General features: G+C 67.4%; 16 protein-coding genes and 1 pseudogene. 6 read left to right on the top strand and 11 right to left on the bottom strand.

Annotation, left to right across the window (positions count from 1 at the left end; all coding sequences use genetic code 11):
- The first annotated feature begins 320 nt into the window (after nucleotides 1-320).
- On the top strand, nucleotides 321-659 hold the full coding sequence (locus tag AB0B96_RS36790; RefSeq protein WP_362906375.1) for a VOC family protein: 339 nt from the start codon (nucleotides 321-323) through the stop codon (nucleotides 657-659).
- Nucleotides 660-770: 111 nt separating this feature from the next.
- Here AB0B96_RS36790 and AB0B96_RS36785 read toward each other — a convergent pair.
- From AB0B96_RS36785 to AB0B96_RS36775, 3 genes and pseudogenes are all read right to left on the bottom strand, one after another.
- Nucleotides 771-1644 (bottom strand): annotated as a pseudogene (locus AB0B96_RS36785) (IS5 family transposase).
- A 44-nt stretch (nucleotides 1645-1688) separates the two neighbouring features.
- Nucleotides 1689-2408, bottom strand: coding sequence for a siderophore-interacting protein (locus AB0B96_RS36780; protein WP_362906373.1), 720 nt, complete (start codon nucleotides 2406-2408; stop codon nucleotides 1689-1691).
- A 47-nt stretch (nucleotides 2409-2455) separates the two neighbouring features.
- Complete coding sequence (locus AB0B96_RS36775; protein WP_362906371.1) at nucleotides 2456-2731, bottom strand: hypothetical protein; 276 nt, start codon at nucleotides 2729-2731, stop codon at nucleotides 2456-2458.
- An 86-nt stretch (nucleotides 2732-2817) separates the two neighbouring features.
- Between AB0B96_RS36775 and AB0B96_RS36770 the strand changes: the two genes are divergently transcribed.
- Nucleotides 2818-3786 (top strand): LysR family transcriptional regulator, encoded by a 969-nt coding sequence (locus AB0B96_RS36770; protein WP_362906369.1) that lies wholly within the window; start codon nucleotides 2818-2820, stop codon nucleotides 3784-3786.
- Nucleotides 3787-3992: 206 nt separating this feature from the next.
- Here AB0B96_RS36770 and AB0B96_RS36765 read toward each other — a convergent pair whose 3' ends face one another.
- Together AB0B96_RS36765 and AB0B96_RS36760 are read right to left on the bottom strand one after the other, a co-directional pair.
- Complete coding sequence (locus tag AB0B96_RS36765; protein WP_362906367.1) at nucleotides 3993-4211, bottom strand: DUF397 domain-containing protein; 219 nt, start codon at nucleotides 4209-4211, stop codon at nucleotides 3993-3995.
- The gene (locus tag AB0B96_RS36760) at nucleotides 4202-5005 is read right to left on the bottom strand and encodes a helix-turn-helix transcriptional regulator (RefSeq protein WP_362906365.1); all 804 of its coding nucleotides are present in this window, start codon (nucleotides 5003-5005) and stop codon (nucleotides 4202-4204) included. The genes AB0B96_RS36765 and AB0B96_RS36760 overlap by 10 nt, the downstream gene beginning before the upstream one ends.
- 109 nt (nucleotides 5006-5114) lie before the next feature.
- On the opposite strand from AB0B96_RS36760, the gene AB0B96_RS36755 reads away from it, so the two are divergent.
- Nucleotides 5115-5576 (top strand): ATP-binding protein, encoded by a 462-nt coding sequence (locus AB0B96_RS36755; protein ID WP_362906363.1) that lies wholly within the window; start codon nucleotides 5115-5117, stop codon nucleotides 5574-5576.
- Between the two features lie 75 nt (nucleotides 5577-5651).
- On the opposite strand, the gene AB0B96_RS36750 is transcribed toward AB0B96_RS36755, so the two are convergent.
- Entirely contained in the window at nucleotides 5652-6266 is a 615-nt protein-coding gene (locus AB0B96_RS36750; protein ID WP_362906361.1) for a TetR/AcrR family transcriptional regulator, read from the bottom strand.
- Nucleotides 6267-6352: 86 nt separating this feature from the next.
- Here AB0B96_RS36750 and AB0B96_RS36745 point away from each other — a divergent pair, with 86 nt between their 5' ends.
- Complete coding sequence (locus tag AB0B96_RS36745; RefSeq protein WP_362906359.1) at nucleotides 6353-7369, top strand: hypothetical protein; 1017 nt, start codon at nucleotides 6353-6355, stop codon at nucleotides 7367-7369.
- A gap of 102 nt (nucleotides 7370-7471) precedes the next feature.
- On the opposite strand, the gene AB0B96_RS36740 is transcribed toward AB0B96_RS36745, so the two are convergent.
- Nucleotides 7472-8371 carry a hypothetical protein gene (locus AB0B96_RS36740; RefSeq protein WP_362906357.1) on the bottom strand — a complete coding sequence of 300 codons (900 nt, stop codon included), beginning with the start codon at nucleotides 8369-8371 and terminating at the stop codon, nucleotides 7472-7474.
- Between the two features lie 878 nt (nucleotides 8372-9249).
- Here AB0B96_RS36740 and AB0B96_RS36735 point away from each other — a divergent pair.
- Nucleotides 9250-10791 carry a pectate lyase gene (locus AB0B96_RS36735; protein ID WP_362906355.1) on the top strand — a complete coding sequence of 514 codons (1542 nt, stop codon included), beginning with the start codon at nucleotides 9250-9252 and terminating at the stop codon, nucleotides 10789-10791.
- A gap of 131 nt (nucleotides 10792-10922) precedes the next feature.
- Here the strand turns inward: AB0B96_RS36735 and AB0B96_RS36730 are convergent, their stop codons facing one another.
- The 4 genes from AB0B96_RS36730 to AB0B96_RS36715 all read right to left on the bottom strand — a co-directional run bounded on the left by AB0B96_RS36730 (nucleotide 10923) and on the right by AB0B96_RS36715 (nucleotide 14226).
- Complete coding sequence (locus tag AB0B96_RS36730; RefSeq protein ID WP_362906353.1) at nucleotides 10923-11846, bottom strand: RNA polymerase sigma-70 factor; 924 nt, start codon at nucleotides 11844-11846, stop codon at nucleotides 10923-10925.
- A gap of 17 nt (nucleotides 11847-11863) precedes the next feature.
- Nucleotides 11864-12337, bottom strand: coding sequence for a carboxymuconolactone decarboxylase family protein (locus AB0B96_RS36725; RefSeq protein WP_362906351.1), 474 nt, complete (start codon nucleotides 12335-12337; stop codon nucleotides 11864-11866).
- Between the two features lie 124 nt (nucleotides 12338-12461).
- A complete protein-coding gene (locus AB0B96_RS36720; RefSeq protein WP_362906349.1) occupies nucleotides 12462-13190 on the bottom strand; it encodes a VOC family protein in 729 nt (242 codons plus the stop codon).
- Between the two features lie 235 nt (nucleotides 13191-13425).
- Nucleotides 13426-14226 (bottom strand): IclR family transcriptional regulator, encoded by an 801-nt coding sequence (locus AB0B96_RS36715; protein ID WP_362906347.1) that lies wholly within the window; start codon nucleotides 14224-14226, stop codon nucleotides 13426-13428.
- Nucleotides 14227-14358: 132 nt separating this feature from the next.
- On the opposite strand from AB0B96_RS36715, the gene betA reads away from it, so the two are divergent.
- On the top strand, nucleotides 14359-15999 hold the full coding sequence (gene betA, locus AB0B96_RS36710; RefSeq protein ID WP_362906345.1) for a choline dehydrogenase: 1641 nt from the start codon (nucleotides 14359-14361) through the stop codon (nucleotides 15997-15999).
- Nucleotides 16000-16200: the final 201 nt, after the last annotated feature.

Raw genomic sequence — 16200 nt, 5'->3', positions numbered from 1 at the left:
TCGCCCTCGACCATCAGCCGAAAAGATCGGCCGCGACCGGCATCCCACCACACGGCCGGTATCGGCCGCATGCGGTGCGGGCTCGTGCCGATGCGCGCCGACCGCGTCCTGACAACTGAACGGCGTTGGTACTAGGGCGTGTATCGAAAGCGCAGGTCACAGCCGCCCGTTGCTCTGAGGCAGGGATAAACCGCTACCTCAGCGGTGGATGTGGCGAGTACGGTGTGGCTGTAGGCCGGTGATCGTGTGCAGCGGCGGCTCACGGAGACAGACGCGCGGACACGAAGGAGCGAATGGTGCCAGGCGCTGTACTGCGAGGGGTGACTCTGGACTGTGCCGACCCGCAGACGCTGGCGGGCTTCTACGGTGCGCTGACCGGGATGCGCGAGCTCTTCAGTACGAGCGAGTTCGTCGCTCTGACGAACGGCTCCGGCTGTGATCTGGGATTCCAGCGGGTTGACGGATACCGGGCTCCGCAGTGGCCGGGTCAGGACGTGCCACAACAGTTCCACCTGGATTTCCGCGCTGACGACCTCGATGCGATGGAAGAGCTGGCGCTGAAACTCGGCGCGGCCAAACCGGACCATCAGCCCGGCGACGGACGCTGGCGGGTATTGCTGGATCCGGCTGGCCACCCCTTCTGCCTGACGTCTTCCTGACATCGTCGGCGTGACAGGTATCCCCCGTCAGATGCCGTAGCGCTCAGGCTTGGGCGAGCTGTTTATCAGCTGCTCGCCGCCTCGGAGAGGGCATGGCGTCGAATGTACTGGTCACAGCCACTCGTTGATGGCCGCTACCAGGACGGTTGCCTCGTATCTGACCGCGAGTTTGTCGTACCTCGTGGCCACGGCGCGGTGTCTCTTGAGGCGATTGATGCCGCACTCGACTGCGTTTCGAGCCTTGTAGTCCTCCGGGTCGAACTTCGGTGGACGGCCGCCGCGGGAGCCAAGTTTCCTTCGGGTGCGGGCCTGGTCGGCCTTGTCCGGGATGGTGCACTGGATGCCGCGTCTGCGCAGGTAGGAGCGGTTCTTGCGGGAGGCGTACGCCTTGTCGGCGCGTACTCGGTTCGGCGTGGTGCGCGTTCTGCCCAGCCCCAGGCGACGCACGCGGATCTTCCTCAGTAAGGGTTCAAACTGCGGGGAATCGCCACGCTGCCCGGCCGTGATCACGATCGACATGGGTTTCCGGCCCTGCTCGACGGCCAGGTGCAGCTTGGTGGTCAGGCTGCCACGCGAGCGTCCGGGCCCGTGGTCGTCCGGCTCGGTGGCGACGCCACCGGGCGGTTCGACCTGCAGGTCCCCCTTTTCCGTGCCCCGGCGGCGTGCTGGTGGGCCCGGCAGACGGTGGAGTCGACGTTGATGTCCCAGGTGATCAGCTGCTTCGCGTCTGCCTGGGCCTGCAACTCGGCGAAGATCCGCTGCCAGGTGCCGTCCCGCTGCCAGCGTCGGAACAGGTCGTACACCCGACCCCAGGGCCCGTACCGCTCGGCACATCCCGCCACGGTGTCCCGGTCCGCGTCCGCCACCGTATGCCGTCGAGCAGCCTCCGCCTGGCCCAGATCGGCGGCCGGCCCGGCTTCGCGCCCATCGGCAACAACGGTTCCAGCCGGGCCCACTGCGTATCCGTCAGATCTCCACGTGCCACGGGACAAGATCATCCCACCTCAAGATCTACTTCCGATACACGCCCTAGTGTCCCTTGAGTCCCTTCTTCCCCGGAGCCCAGTATGGGACGTTCACCTGCCGTCCTGATGCTCCGGCTGCACGCAGCGCCTTGTAGAGGCGCTGAATCGACGATGCTTTGCCCGTCAGCACGCTGTGTGCCGCGACAGAGCGGTATGCCTCCAGCACTTCGCGCTCGACCTCCCCGAAGTGACGGTCGTCCTCTTCTCGGGAGATGAGCTTGACGGCGTCTCCGATACCGAATCGCTCGACGACAGTGCGAGACTCCTCGACGGAATTCACCTCGAAGACGAAGCGTACGTCGCGACGGCTTGACGGCGTCGCGCGAATCGCGATCGCGGTACTGAACGACGTCTCGTCGCCGAAGAAGACAAAGGGCCGTTCCGGCTTCGGCGGTGAGAGCGCGTGGCGAGGGCCTACAAGGCGACAGGGGGTGCCCACGCCTGCCGAGGTGGCCCAGTGGGAGCCGGGACCGTTACCGTGGACGTACCAGAGGATCCTGGCCGTTCCCGTGTCGGGTTCGAACGCGAGCGGCGTGTACGAGCGAAGCTCCCAGGGGCCGAGCAATGCTGCTCCCGAGATGATGACCTGCACCATGTCGCCCGGCGTCCACGACGCCCCGCGGAACCCCTCTGCCGCGAGGGAGATCAAGCGGAAGTGAGCGCCAACCTCCTCGACGTGCCGGACCTCGGCCTCACGAGTGGAGAGATCCAAGAGCAGCGACACCAGACGACCAGGCCGCTGCGAGCTCGGTGGTTTTGGAGTCGCCGAGCTCACGGAAGCCGAACCAGATCCTGGTAGGTCCTGGGGGCGAACGGCACCGTCGGTCTTGCGAAGTCCGGAACGCCGCCTGTGGGGGCGGCCTCTCCCGCGTCCGTCGGTTCGCCATCTATCGTTGTTCGCTGCCCCGCGTTCTGCTCCGGCGCGATGTCCTGGTTGCGAATCACATGGGCGCGCAGTCCGTCTTCGTACGCGGCCGCTCCTCCAGGCAGATCATCTTTTTGGTGACGGGTGGAGCGGCGCGGGCGATTCTGACTCGTGGAGTTCATGAAATTCACGGTATGTCCCCCGGAGTGAGCTGTCCAAGACATAGAATATCGTCCTATGATGCCTCCAGGGCAACGATCCTGAGCCGATGGAACTCCGACACCTTCGCTACTTCGTGACGATCGCCGAGGAACAGAGTTTCCGGCGGGCCGCCGACAGGCTCCACGTCTCCCAATCCCCATTGAGCCGGCAGATGAAGGACCTCGAGGAGGAGATGACCGTCGAACTCTTCGAGCCCGACGGTCGCGGGATCAAGCTCACCGCCGCTGGAAAGGTCTTCGCGGAGAGAGCCCGAGGCATCCTCGCGAGCGTCGATACCGCCGTCGAAGAAGCCAAAGGCGTCGCCGAAGGCAGGCTTGGCACCGTGGCCATCGGTTTCGAGACCGGGGCCACGTTCACCGGCGCGTTGGCCTCGCTTGTGGCGGCGTTTCGAAGACGTGCCCCGCGCGTTGGTCTACAGCTCATCGCGATGAACAGCGCCGAGCAGCGGGCTGCGTTGCACGACGGGGTGATCGCCTTCGCATACGGGGCGCACCATCCCGTCGACAACGCCTTGACGTGCATGGAGATGACCAGTGACCGGCTTGGGACGGTGCTCGCGCTCGACCATCGGCTTGCATCTCGCACGAAGATCCGGCTGCAGGATCTCATGGGAGAGCGCGTGATTCTCGAACCGCGTGAGTCCCACCCCAGCCTTCATGCGGACATCGTTTCCGCGGCCCGTGCGCAAGACATCGCATTCGGCGTGATGTCGGAGGTTCCCGATCTGGAGGCGCTCTTGGCGCTGGTGGCGATCGGTGACGCGGTGACGTTTCTCGCGAGGAAGACAGCAGAACTGGTTGCTCCGATGAGCTCGGTGGTGTGGCGTCCGGTCGCCGACCTCGACATCAAGCTGTCCGATGTCGTCACCTGGCGGACGAAGGACACGGACATGCCCGTGGTTCGGGCGCTCATCGAGAGCGCTCAAGAGGTCCGGCCGCACCTGCGACACGATGCCGACCACGGGGCGTCCGCGATTGGGTGTGCGCTTGAGGCGCAACCCATGACTGGGACGTGAACGCCGCGAACAACATCCTCGCCGTCGGGCTGGCGGAGAGGTAAAACGCCTGTGGCGCCGGTGTAGGACCTCAAAGGGGAGTCCTCCTGGCGAGCGACTGGCGGTGAAGCAGGAACTCTCACGGGTAACCGTGGGGAATCCCCTCCCTTCAGGGAAGGGAGGGGGCAAAAGGCTTCTGGCCGGGAAGCACGTTCGGAGAGAGGCCCTCAGCCGACGGTGAGCTTGTCGGTTTTTAGGTGGTTGAGGAAGGTGGTCCATGTGGTGGGGGTGAGGAGGAGTTTGGGGCCGTCTGGGTTTTTGGAGTCGCGTACGGCGATCAGGTGGGGCTGGTTGGTGGTGTCTTCGAGCCTCGCGACCTCGACGCAGTTTCCGCCGTTGTCTCCTGAGAGGCTTGATTTGACCCACGTGGCGTTGCTCAGGTCCATTTTTCCGACACCGCTTTCTGGATGAGATCGATAGACATGCTTATCGGTAGCGCTTCGCTCCGGATAGCCTCGAAACGCTCCACGGCAATGGTGACGTCTTCCGGGTCGCTCGTCGTGATGCCGCGAACTGCCGTCTCCGCATACAGTACGTTGTCCCCTCCTTTCAGTGTGGCAATTGCGAACCCACCCATCAAACCCGAGTGCATCCCCTGAGGAATCACCTGAACACTCAGTCGTGGACTGACCGCCGAGATGAGGTGCTCCAGTTGCTCTTTCATCACTTTGAGGTCGCCGATCGGGCAGTGGAGAACTGCTTCGTCCACCACGCAGCGGAGTGTTGGAGGCTGGGGGTCCTCCCGGGTGAGGACGCTTTGACGACCCAGGCGAGCTTCCACAGCCGTCTCGTCTCCGCGCAACAGGACCCGAGCGTACGCCTCGGTCTGGAGTAGGCCGGGAAAGACGAGCGGTTCATAGGCGCGTAGCGCGGTCGCCTCCTGCTCTTTGTCTCTCCACTCCCCAAACCAGGAGGGGAAGATCTGTCCTTTGCGCCAGTCGAGGAGGCGGGACAGGAGGCCGCCTGTTTCGAGGAGTTCGTCGCAGCGTTCGGCGAAATCCGGGCAGGACGGGATCTGGCCCGTCTCGATCCCGCTGATCAGGGACTCGCTGTAGTGGATCCGTTCGGCGAGCTGGCTCTGGGTGAGGCCCGCGGCCTTGCGGTGGTGGCGCAGCTCTCTGCCCCAGATCGCCTGAGGCGTATAGAGATTGGAGATGATGCCCTCCTTGTCGGAGTTCAACAAAAGGCCGACGAACTCCAGCTCGCCGCCTTGGTAACCGTTCGACTACCAAGAGTAGCCACGTCTCGGCAGGCTGAACATACGAAATCCGAGACGGAGAGAGAAAATCATGGAAGAGGCCCTCAAGGCGAGTGCGGCGCTGACCGAATATCGCTACGCGATGAATCCCGGACTTTCTCCGCTGGGGGAGAAGTGGATACCACGCGAACCGGCGAGTGTCGCGTCCGCCCGCCGGTTCGTGCGCGATGTCGCGACCGACTGGAAGGCGACCGGAGAAATTCCGGAAATCGCCGAACTCCTCGCCTCGGAACTCGTCACCAACGCGCTGGCCTACGGCTCGTCGGACGTTTCTCCCATGAGTCCTGTCCGTGTCACGGTCGGTAAGGAGAAGGAGTTGCTGACCGTGGACGTCTACGACGCGTGCATCGCGATCCCGCGCCTGAGGCGGGCCGACGACCTGGAGGTCTCGGGTCGTGGTCTCGCCATTGTCCAGGACCTCTCCCACAACTGGGGCTGGACCCTCAACCCGTACGGCAAGTCGGTCTGGTTTCAGTTGGCCGCCTGGCCGTAGGGCGGAAGCGAATCGGCCGGTTTCGTACGCGCCGTTCAACGGGCGGACGGAATTCCAGCCTGTCCGCGCCGTGGGCTACCGCGATGAACCGTCGGTCGCCGATCGGCCGGTCCCAGTGTCGATGCCGCCGACGATCAGGTCGGTGAGCGCGGCGACCGCGTCGGAGACGGTGGTCCGCCCTCGGTTCAGCTCCGCGGCGATCGCCTCGGCCGCGCCCAGCGCGCCGACGCAGCGCAGCCGAAGGGCCTCCGGTGTGAGGCCGGAGTACGGCAGCAACGCCGAGGCCATCAGGTCGGTGAAGCTGTCGAACATCTCGCGCTCGATCGCCTCCATCCGCGGGTTTCCCCTCAGTGCGGCGGAGACGGCGTTCCACTCCGGCATGTCGGTGGAGCACATGAAGTAGGCGACGCTCAGGACGCGCGCCGTCTCGCGAAGGGTGGGCTCGGCCTCCCGCAACGCCTGTTCCGACGCGGTCCTGTGGCGTTCGTCGAGCCGCTGGTAGAGCGCGAGCAGCAGGCCGGGGCGGGTGCCGAAGTGGTCGTAGACGATCGGCCTGCTCACTCCGGCGGCTTCGGCGAGGGTGAGCAGGGTGAGGCCGTCGGCGCCCTGGTCGCGCACGATCGTCAGGGCGGTGTCGAGCAGCTGCTCCCGCCTGGCCTGCTTGGACAGGCGGGTCGATACCGGGGCCATCGTCCTCCCTTGCGTTGCCGCCCAGCCTAGGCTACAAAGTGTAGGTTACAAAATGTAGGTTAGTGAGGACGTGAGAGGAGAACGCGATGGAGCACGCGAAATCAATACTGATCATGGGAGGGTCCGGCCAGACGGGCGCGGGGATCGCGGCCATCCTGCGCCGGTGGTACCCGACGCTGCCGCTCACGATCGCGGGCCGCGACCTGGAGCGTGCGCGGCGTGTCGCCGACGACCTCGGCGACGCGACGGCGGTGACCGTCGATCTGCGCCGCGACGACCTCGGCCTCCCCGCAGGCCATGAGCACTCGGCGGTCGTCGCGGCACTGTGGGACAGCCACCTGAACGGACTGCGCTACGCCCAGGACCGAGGGCTGCCGTACGTCAGCCTCTCCAGCGGCCTGACGGACATCGCCCCCGAGGTCGTCGCGGGCGGGCAGCGGGCCGGCGCAGCGCCGGTCCTGCTGGCCAGCCACTGGTACGCCGGTCTCGTCGTCCTCGCGACGCTGGACCTCGCCGGGGAGTTCGGCCGGATCGACACCATCCGGGTCGGCGCCGTACTGGACGAACCGGACATCGGCGGGCCCGCGGCGGCGGCGGACATGGAACGCCTGACGGCCGCCACCTCGGCGGGTCTCGTCCGCCGCGACGGCGTCTTCAGCTGGGTCGACGGCTCCGACGCGCGGGTGGAGGTCTCCGGCGCCGACGGCGCCGTCCTGCCCGGCCAGATCACGGCCACCCTCGATGTTCCGAGCCTCGCCCTCGCGACGGGAGCGCCGAACGTCCGCTTCGCGTTCGCGGCCGGCGTGTCCGCCGAGGACAGGCGCCGAGGTGAGCCCGCCTCCAGCGTGGTCGGGATCGATCTCGAAGGAGAGGATCACCGGGGTGCACCGCTCAGGAGGAGACGCCACCTCCGCCACCCGGAAGGACAGCGCGACCTGACCGCGCTCGCCGTCGCCCTTGGCGTCGAACGACTGCTCGGCCTGCGCGGCGAAGCCGTGGCGCCGGGCCTGTACACCCCCGAGGCGTTGATCGATCCCGGCTACGCGGTCGAGCGGATGATAGAGATCGGCGCCACGTTCGCCGACGCCCCGGGGGATCGATGAACGGCTTCGGCGCGCCCCGCCTTATCGGGGGCCGGGTAACGGGGGAGCCCTTCCACCGGTGCAGGCGGAAGGGCTCCGTGTCAGGGATTGCGGGTCAGGGGGTCAGCCCGGTGGGAGGTTGCCGTTCTTGGCGACGGGCAGGGCGATCTGGCTGGCGCCGCTGAGCACGGCCTTCTCGGCGGGGAGGCCGGCGAGGACGGGGTTGATGTGCCGCAGGGTCAGCGAGACCGTGGGCAGGGCGGGGGTGGCGAGGTCGAACTTCTCCAGGTCGATCCACCGGACGATGTTGAGCACTTCGCCCGGGATGTTGTCGCCGGCCTTCTGCACCGGGACGCACAGCTGGCGGGCGTTGAGGATCTGAGCGCCGTGTGTGGGGATGATCGGCGTCAGCACGGGGTTGAGCTGGCGCAGGGACAGCTGCTGGTTCAGCGAGACGTTGGGGGTGATGGCGTAGCACTTGAGGTCGATGTGGCGGACGAACGCCAGGATCTCCGCGGGTGGGACCGCGTTGTTCTTGATGACCGGCACGCACAGCTGCTGCGGGGTGGTCATGGAGATCTGCGTGCGCGGCAGGCCCTGGAACAGCGGGTTGAGGTGGCTGAGCACGAGACCCGTGTTCACGGTGACGCCGGAGATCTTGTAGCAGGCCAGGTCGATGAACCTGATGAAGTCGAGCGCGGGCGACGGCGGCGCCTGGTTGTTCTTGGCGACCGGGACGCACAACTGCTCACGCTGGCCGAGGGTGACGGTCTCGATGGGCAGGTTGCCGAGCACCGGGTTGAGGTGCCGCAGCGTGAGCGTGGTGGTGGGCGGCTGGTACGGGTCGGTCTTGAAGCATTCGAGGTCGAGGAAGGCGGTCAGATCCTTCGGTGTCGGCAGCGCGACGGCGCTGGCGGACGGCACACAGAGGAATGCCACGGCGAGGGTCGCGACGACGGCGGATACGAGGCGCCGGAGCGTCGTTTTTCTGCGCCCGTGCATTCCGGTTACGGCTCGGTCCATTGAGGCTCCAAAAGCTGGGGGGTGGGCCTTCTCAACGCCGAGTGTGTGCCGCCGTGACCGGACTTTCAATATTAATGACACTTTTTATTGCACGTAAAATTCGGGCCGACGGGCCAGGGGTTTGTCATCGACCATAAAAGCGTTGTGAGCTCGCCGATAATCGAGACGCGGCGGCTTTTTCGAATCTCTGTCAATCCAATGGCCGTGGTTCGCGAGGAACGCGCATGAGGTGGGTTGACCTGGGGGTGGTATCGCGGTATAGCGGCACCCCTGCCAAGAGCCGACGCCTCGTCGGGAAGTCCCGTCTCTCGTCGTGATCCCGCCATCGAATCGCAGAAGTCGAAAGGGAGAGGGGCGGCCCTTTCCGGGATGAAATCCTTCCTGGTGGAGACGTCCGGGCCGATGCCTGCCCGAACAATCCCAACATCGCCGTTTCTTTCTTGAACGAAACCGGGATTTGCGTCAGGTTCGAACTTCTGGAGTGCGCGTCGGGGCCTTTCCCGCTGCGCGGCCGGATGTGGCAGGGGATTCGCGTCTCGATGCCGGTCGCATAACCACCGCGCCCGACCGGTCGGGGAGTGCGGATCATTCGACCTCGGAAAGACAGAGGTCTTCGGCGTTCGAGGGATGGGGCCGCGATCCCCGGTCGGACCCCGGAAGCTCATGGTCGTCCTCGGCCGGTGGGTGGAGGTGGCGCGTTACGCGGAGCTCACAGGTGCGTGTGCAGCTTTGTTGCAGCTTTCACCGTCGCCATTGACGCCTTTTGACGGCCGACGTTATCGTGCAAGCGATGGGAAAGCGCTTTCCGTATCGACCTGCACGGATTCGACCTGCATGGATTCGCGGGCCCCCTCCCCAGCGACGAAAGTGAGACGAAGATGAGACGAGCAGTCGCGTTGCGACTCCAGGCGGCGCTGGCCGCGGCGGCCACTGTGGCCGCGGTCGGTGTGGTTCTGCCGACGTTCCAGGCGTCGGCGGCGGTCGGCAGCGCCACCGGTTACGCGACCGCCAACGGCGGGACCACCGGCGGCGCGGGCGGGCAGACGGTGCGGGCCACCACGGGGACCGCGATCCACGCGGCCCTGTGCGGCCGGGCCAGCAGCAGCACCCCGATCACCATCCAGGTCGAGGGGACCATCAACCACGGCAACACCACCAAGGTGTCGGGCGGGAGCTGCAACACCGCCGCCGGTGTGATCGAGCTCAAGCAGATCAGCAACGTCACGATCATCGGGGTCGGCAACGGCGCCGTCTTCGACCAGCTGGGCATCCACATCCGCGAGGCCCGCAACATCATCATCCAGAACGTCACCATCCGGAACGTGAAGAAGTCGGGCTCGCCCACGTCCAACGGCGGTGACGCCATCGGCATGGAGAGCGGTGTCCGCAACGTCTGGGTCGATCACGTCACCCTGGAGGCCTCAGGCGGGGAGTCGGAGGGCTTCGACGGCCTCTTCGACATGAAGGACGACACCCAGTACGTCACCCTGTCCTACAGCACCCTGCGCAACTCCGGCCGCGGCGGGCTCATCGGCTCCAGTGAGAGCGACCGTTCAAACGGCTTCATCACCTTCCACCACAACCTGTACGAGAACATCGACTCCCGCACCCCTCTGCTGCGTGGCGGCGTGGCGCACATCTACAACAACTCCTACGTGAACCTCCGTGAGTCCGGCATCAACTCCCGGGCCGGGGCCCGCGCGAAGGTGGAGAACAACTACTTCAGGAACTCCAAGGACGTCCTGGGCACCTTCTACACCAGCGAGGCCGGCTACTGGCAGGTCGCGGGCAACATCTTCGACAACGTGACCTGGTCCAGCCGCAGCGGCGACAACAACCCCGCGGGTCCCAACCCGCAGTCCAACACCACCGTCAGCGTCCCGTACTCCTACACCCTCGACGGGGCGAGCTGCGTGCCGAGCATCGTCAGTCAGACGGCCGGCGCCAACAAGGGAATCAAGGTGTCGAACGGCAGTTGCTCACCACAGACGCCGCCGCCGACCAACAACCCCACTCCCACCCCCACCGTCACGCCGTCGACCCCTCCGTCCGGCGGGACCAACCTCAGCATCGGGGCCGATTCCGATGGCTCCAGCAAGGGCGGTGGGACCAGCTACGGCAACGTGCGCGACGGCAATCTGAGCACCTACTGGTCGCCGTCCGGGTCGACCGGTGACATCTCGATCAAGTGGAGTTCCGCCAAGACGGTCTCCAGAATCGTCATCCGTGAGGCGTCGGGCGCCACGGGCGCCATCGGGTCCTGGCAGGTACTCAACGCCGCCAACGGCGCCGTCCTGAAGTCCGGCAGCGGGGCGGGCACCATCACCTTCGCCGCCACCTCGCTGAGCAAGATCACCTTCAGGATCACCGGGGCGACCGCCACGCCACAGGTCGCGGAGTTCGAGACCTACGCCTCTTGACGCGCTCCCCGGCCTGAAGGCCGGAGCGCCGGCCCGCATCGCTGGTAGCGGATGGTTCGCACCGCCCGCCACCGATCACCCAAACCGAGGGGCGGGGGCCTTCAGACCGAAGGACCCCGCCCCCGGCGCGATCATTCCTCGGGGCGGCGTGCCTGTTTTATCTCGCGGGTGATCGCCCAGGCATCCGCTACCGGGCCCACGTGCCCGAGTTTGTCGGGGTTTATCACCGTGCGGATCGTCTGGATCCGCCCGTCGAGCACGTCGAGCACCAGGGCGTAGAGCACCTTGCCGTCCCGGTCGTGGAAGATCGCGCCAGGCCCGCCGTTGACCTCGTGCGGCTCGAACGTCACGTCGATGCGGACCAGCTTGAGGGAGAGGGAGGCGAGCAGCCGGGCCACGGACTCGGCGCCGATGACCGCCCTGGCCAGCTGAGGGGCCTTGCCGCCGCCGTCGCCGACCATCGACACGTCGGCGGCGAGCAGCTCTCGCAGACCGGCGACGTCACCTTCGCGGAAGGCGTCGAAGAACCGTGACGCCAGCTCCTCCCGCTCCGCGCGGACCGTCTCGAAACGTGGACGCCCGGCCTCCATGTGGCGTCGTGCCCGCACCAGCAACTGCCGACACGCCGCCTCCGAGCGGCCGACCGCCGTGGCGACCTCGTCGAACCCGAAGCCGAACACCTGTCGCAGCACGAAGACCGCCCGCTCCAGCGGGCTGAGCCGCTCCAGCAGCAGCAACGCCGCCATCGACACCGAGTCGGCCAGCTCCGCCGCCCGCGCCGGATCCTGATACGGATCGCTCAGCAGCGGCTCGGGGAACCACGGGCCGACGTACTCCTCCCGCCGCACCCGCGCCGAGCGCAGTACGTCGATGGAGATCCGGGTGACCGTGGCCGACAGAAAGGCCTTGACCGACGTTGGCCGGGTCGCCGAGCCGTCGAAGCGCAGCCACGTCTCCTGCACCGCGTCCTCGGCTTCGCCGACACTGCCCAGGATCCGGTAGGCGATCGAGAACAGCAGCGGCCGCAGCTCCTCGAACTCCTCGACCTCGCTCACACCTGATCCCCGCCCTCTCAGTGGAACCGGCCGGGCTCGTAGTCGCCGGCCGGCTGCCGGCTGATGACGTTCAGCCGGTTCGCCGTGTTCATGAAGGAGATCAGGAGCACCAGGGCGGTGAGCTGCTCACTGTCGTGGTGCTTGGCGGCGTACGCCCACACCTCGTCGCCGACCCCGCCGGCCGCGTCCGCGATCCGGGTCCCCTCCTCCGCCAGCTCCAGCGCGGCACGTTCGGCCTCGGTGAAGACCGTGGCCTCCCGCCACGCGGCGACCAGGTTCAGCCGGACCGAGCTCTCGCCGGCGGCGACGGCGTCCTTGGTGTGCATGTCGACGCAGACGGCGCAGCCGTTGATCTGGCTCACGCGAAGCGCCACCAGCTCCTGTGTGGCGGCCGGCAGCGGTGAATCCTTGAGCGCCTTGCCCGCCGCCATGAAATGCTTGAGGATCTTGCCGGCGGTCGGGTCGGCGAAATAGTTCAGTCGCGCGTCCATGGTGTGCCCTTTCGTGGTCGTCGATGGCTACACCTCCTGAGACGAGGCAGCCCGACTCCCTGTGACATCGGACGAACGTGACCTGGGTCTCCCGGCCGGCTCGGCGCCGATCCGCCGGGGCCGGTCACGTGATCGGCGGGGGCGACACGCTGAACTCGTTGCCGTCGGGGTCGGCCATCAGCACCCGGCCGGTCCCGCGCGGACCGCTCTCGATCAGGGTCGCGCCAAGGGAGACGAGACGCTCGACCTCCGCCTGATGATCACCGTGCGCGGGTGGGGCGAGGTCGAAGTGCAGCCTGTTCTTCCCGGTCTTCGGCGCCACCGGGGGGCCGCCCCACGTGATCTTCGGGCCGCCGTGTGGCGAGCGGATCGCGGTCTCCTGGTCCTGGTCCCAGACCAGCGGCCAGCCCAGCGCCTCGCTCCAGAAGTATCCGACCTCCTGCGAACCGTCGCACGCGAGCGCTCCGACGAATCCGCAGTCGGCGAGAAAGTTGTTGCCCGGCCCGATGACGCAGAACTCGTTGCCCTCGGGGTCGGCGAGCACCACATGCCCCTCCTCGGGGCGTTGCCCGATGTCGATGTGCCGCGCGCCGAGTTCGAGCGATCTGGCCACCGTGCGCCGCTGGTCCTCAAGGGAGGTGCTCGTCAGATCGAAGTGCATCTGATTCTCGCGAGTCTTCTTCTCCGGGGTCGGCAGACATCGGATCAGGAATCCGGTGTCATCGCTCGGCAGGAGGGTGATGTCGTCGCGGGCGTCGTCGGCCATCTCCCAGCCCAGGACTCCGGCCCAGAAGCGCGCGAGACGGAGCGGGTCGTTCGCGTCGAAGCAGAGTGCTACGAGCTGAGCGGTCATGTGGCTTCTCCGATTCGCCGGCTCGTGGGCGCGGGGCAGGGCGCGTCCTCCCGCGCGTGATGGAGGACAACGCTAGTCCGCCCAAGGAACGCGAGGCGAACGCTTTTGGGCCGGAGGACGGCGTTTACGGCGCACGATCCACAGGGCGGCGCTTACGGCGCACGATTCGCGATCGGCGCGGGGCTGCCGGTCGCCGCGCACCAGGCCGGGGTCGGTGCGGCGAGGACCGTGGCGCTCAGGTTCGGTCGGTGTGGCCGAGGCGGTGGCTGATGTCCAGGGCTCCGGCGATCACGACCGGCGCCAGCTCGTGCAGCCGCTCCTCACCGAAGCGGTAGGCCGGGCCGGACGCGCTGACGGCTGCGACGATCTCGCCGTCGTGGGAGCGGATGGGCGCGGCGACGGCGTTCAGGCCGATCTCGTACTCCTCGACGGTGACGGCGTAACCCCGCTCGCGGGCCTGGAGAAGCTGTTTCTCCAGCGCGTCGGCCGAGGTGATCGTGTTCGGGGTGTACGTCTTCAGCCCGCCCGCGGTGATCAGCTGGACCCGGTGCAGGTCGTCGAGGTGGGCGAGCAGGATCTTGCCGCTGGAGGTGGCGTGCAGCGGGGTGAGCTCGCCGACCCAGTTGTGGGTGGTGACCGCCGCCGGGCCGCGTACCTGGTCGAGGTTGATCGCGTAGTGGGAGCGCAGGACGGCGATGTTGACCGTCTCGCCGATCTCCTCGGCGAGGCGGCGGCAGACGGGGCGGCTCTGCTGGGTGAGGTCGAGCCGGGAGGCGACCCCGCCCGCGAGGCGGATGATCCCGAAACTGAGGCGGTACTTTCCCCGCTCCTCGGCCTGCTCGACCAGGCCGCGCGACTCCAGTGCCCCCAGCAGCCGGAACGCCGTCGACTTGTGGACCGATATCTCCTGGGCTATCTCGCTCACCCCGGCCTCGCGGCGCTCGGAGAGGATCTCCAGGATGGTGATGGCCCGGTCGACGGACTGGACTCCGCCACTGCTGTCGGCGGTACGGCCGCCGAGGGGATCGTTGCCCATAGCCAGGGACTGTAGGCGCTGGGGACAACGAATGCCATCGCGGGAACAATCGCCGTTGCGAATAGTGCAGCCCATTGCGCCATTCGCTACAATTTTGGACATTACCTCCAGCTTGAGCGAGGCGAGGCAGACATGTACGACTTCGTCATCGTCGGGGGCGGTTCTGCGGGAAGCGCCCTCGCGAACCGGCTGTCGGCCGACCCCGCCAACCGGGTGCTGGTGCTGGAGGCGGGCCGCCCCGACTACCCGTGGGACGTCTTCATCCACATGCCCGCCGCGCTGCCCTTCCCCATCGGGAACCGCTTCTACGACTGGAAGTACACCTCCGAGCCCGAGCCGCACATGAACGGCCGCCGGATCTACCACGCCAGGGGCAAGGTGCTCGGCGGCTCCAGCAGCATCAACGGGATGATCTTCCAGCGCGGCAACCCCATGGACTACGAGCGCTGGGGCGCCGACGAGGGCATGAAGACCTGGGACTTCGCCCACTGCCTGCCCTACTTCAAGCGCATGGAGAACTGCCTGGCCGCCGACCCCGCCGACTCCTGGCGGGGGAGGGGCGGCCCCCTGGTGCTGGAGCGCGGGCCGGTGCGCAACCCGCTGTTCGGCGCCTTCTTCGAGGCGGTGCAGCAGGCCGGATACCCGCTGACCGACGACGTCAACGGCTACCGCCAGGAGGGCTTCGCCCGCTTCGACCGCAACATCAGCAGGGGGCGCCGCCTGTCGGCCGCCCGCGCCTACCTGCACCCCGTGATGAACCGCCCCAACCTGGAGGTCAAGACGCGGGCGCACGTCACCCGGATCCTCTTCGAGGGCGGGCGCGCGGTCGGCGTCGAGTACGACGGCCGGACGGTCCACGCAGGCGAGGTGATCCTGTGCGGCGGCGCGATCAACTCCCCGCAGCTGCTGCAGCTCTCCGGGGTGGGCAACGCCGCCGAGCTGGACGCCCTCGGCGTCGACGTCGTGCACGACCTGCCGGGCGTCGGCGAGAACCTCCAGGACCACCTGGAGGTCTACATTCAGTACGGCTGCAAGCAGCCGGTGTCGATGCAGCCCGCGATGAAGTGGCGCAACCGGCCGCTCATCGGCGCGCGGTGGCTCTTCCTGCGCAGCGGCCCCGGCGCGACCAACCACTTCGAGGCGGGCGGCTTCACCCGGAGCAACGACGACGTCGACTACCCCAACCTGATGTTCCACTTCCTGCCCATCGCGGTCCGCTACGACGGCTCCGCGCCCGCCGGCGGGCACGGCTACCAGGTGCACATCGGGCCGATGTACTCCGACTCGCGCGGCTCGGTGAAGATCAAGAGCACCGATCCCCGGGTTCACCCGGCGCTGCGCTTCAACTACCTGTCCACCGAGCAGGACCGGCGCGAGTGGGTGGAGGCCGTCAGGGTCGCCCGCGACATCCTGAACCAGCCCGCGATGGACGCGTTCAACGCCGGTGAGCTGTCGCCGGGCCCCGGGGTCGAGACCGACGAGGAGATCCTCGACTGGGTGGCGAGGGACGGCGAGACCGCGCTGCACCCCTCCTGCACCGCCAGGATGGGCGTCGACGCCATGTCGGTGGTGGATCCGCTGTCGATGCGGGTCCACGGCCTGGAGGGGTTGCGCGTGGTGGACGCCTCGGTGATGCCGTACGTGACCAACGGCAACATCTATGCGCCGGTCATGATGGTGGCGGAGAAGGCGGCCGACCTGATCCTGGGCAACACCCCGCTCGCCGCCGAGCACGCCGACTTCTACCGGCACCGCGACGGCTCCCCTCGCTGACCGCGCCCGCCGGTCGTTCACCCGCTGACCGTGCGCCCGTCGGCCGTGCGCCGGCTGCCCCCGCCGACCGTGCCCGTCCGCTGACCGTGCCCGTCCGTCCGCCGCGTCTCGCGCGGTCTCCGGCATGGACGGAGGCCACCTCCGTCGTCGGGGCCTTCTCCCGGGACGGTGATGGGGGGCTTTCCGTAGGCCGTGCTTGTG

Origin of the sequence: Streptosporangium sp. NPDC049046, assembly GCF_040649155.1 — a bacterium.
Classification (GTDB): Bacteria; Actinomycetota; Actinomycetes; order Streptosporangiales; family Streptosporangiaceae; genus Streptosporangium.
The sequence above is the reverse complement of the archived record's forward strand: the minus strand, read 5'-3'. Positions and strand labels throughout refer to the sequence as shown.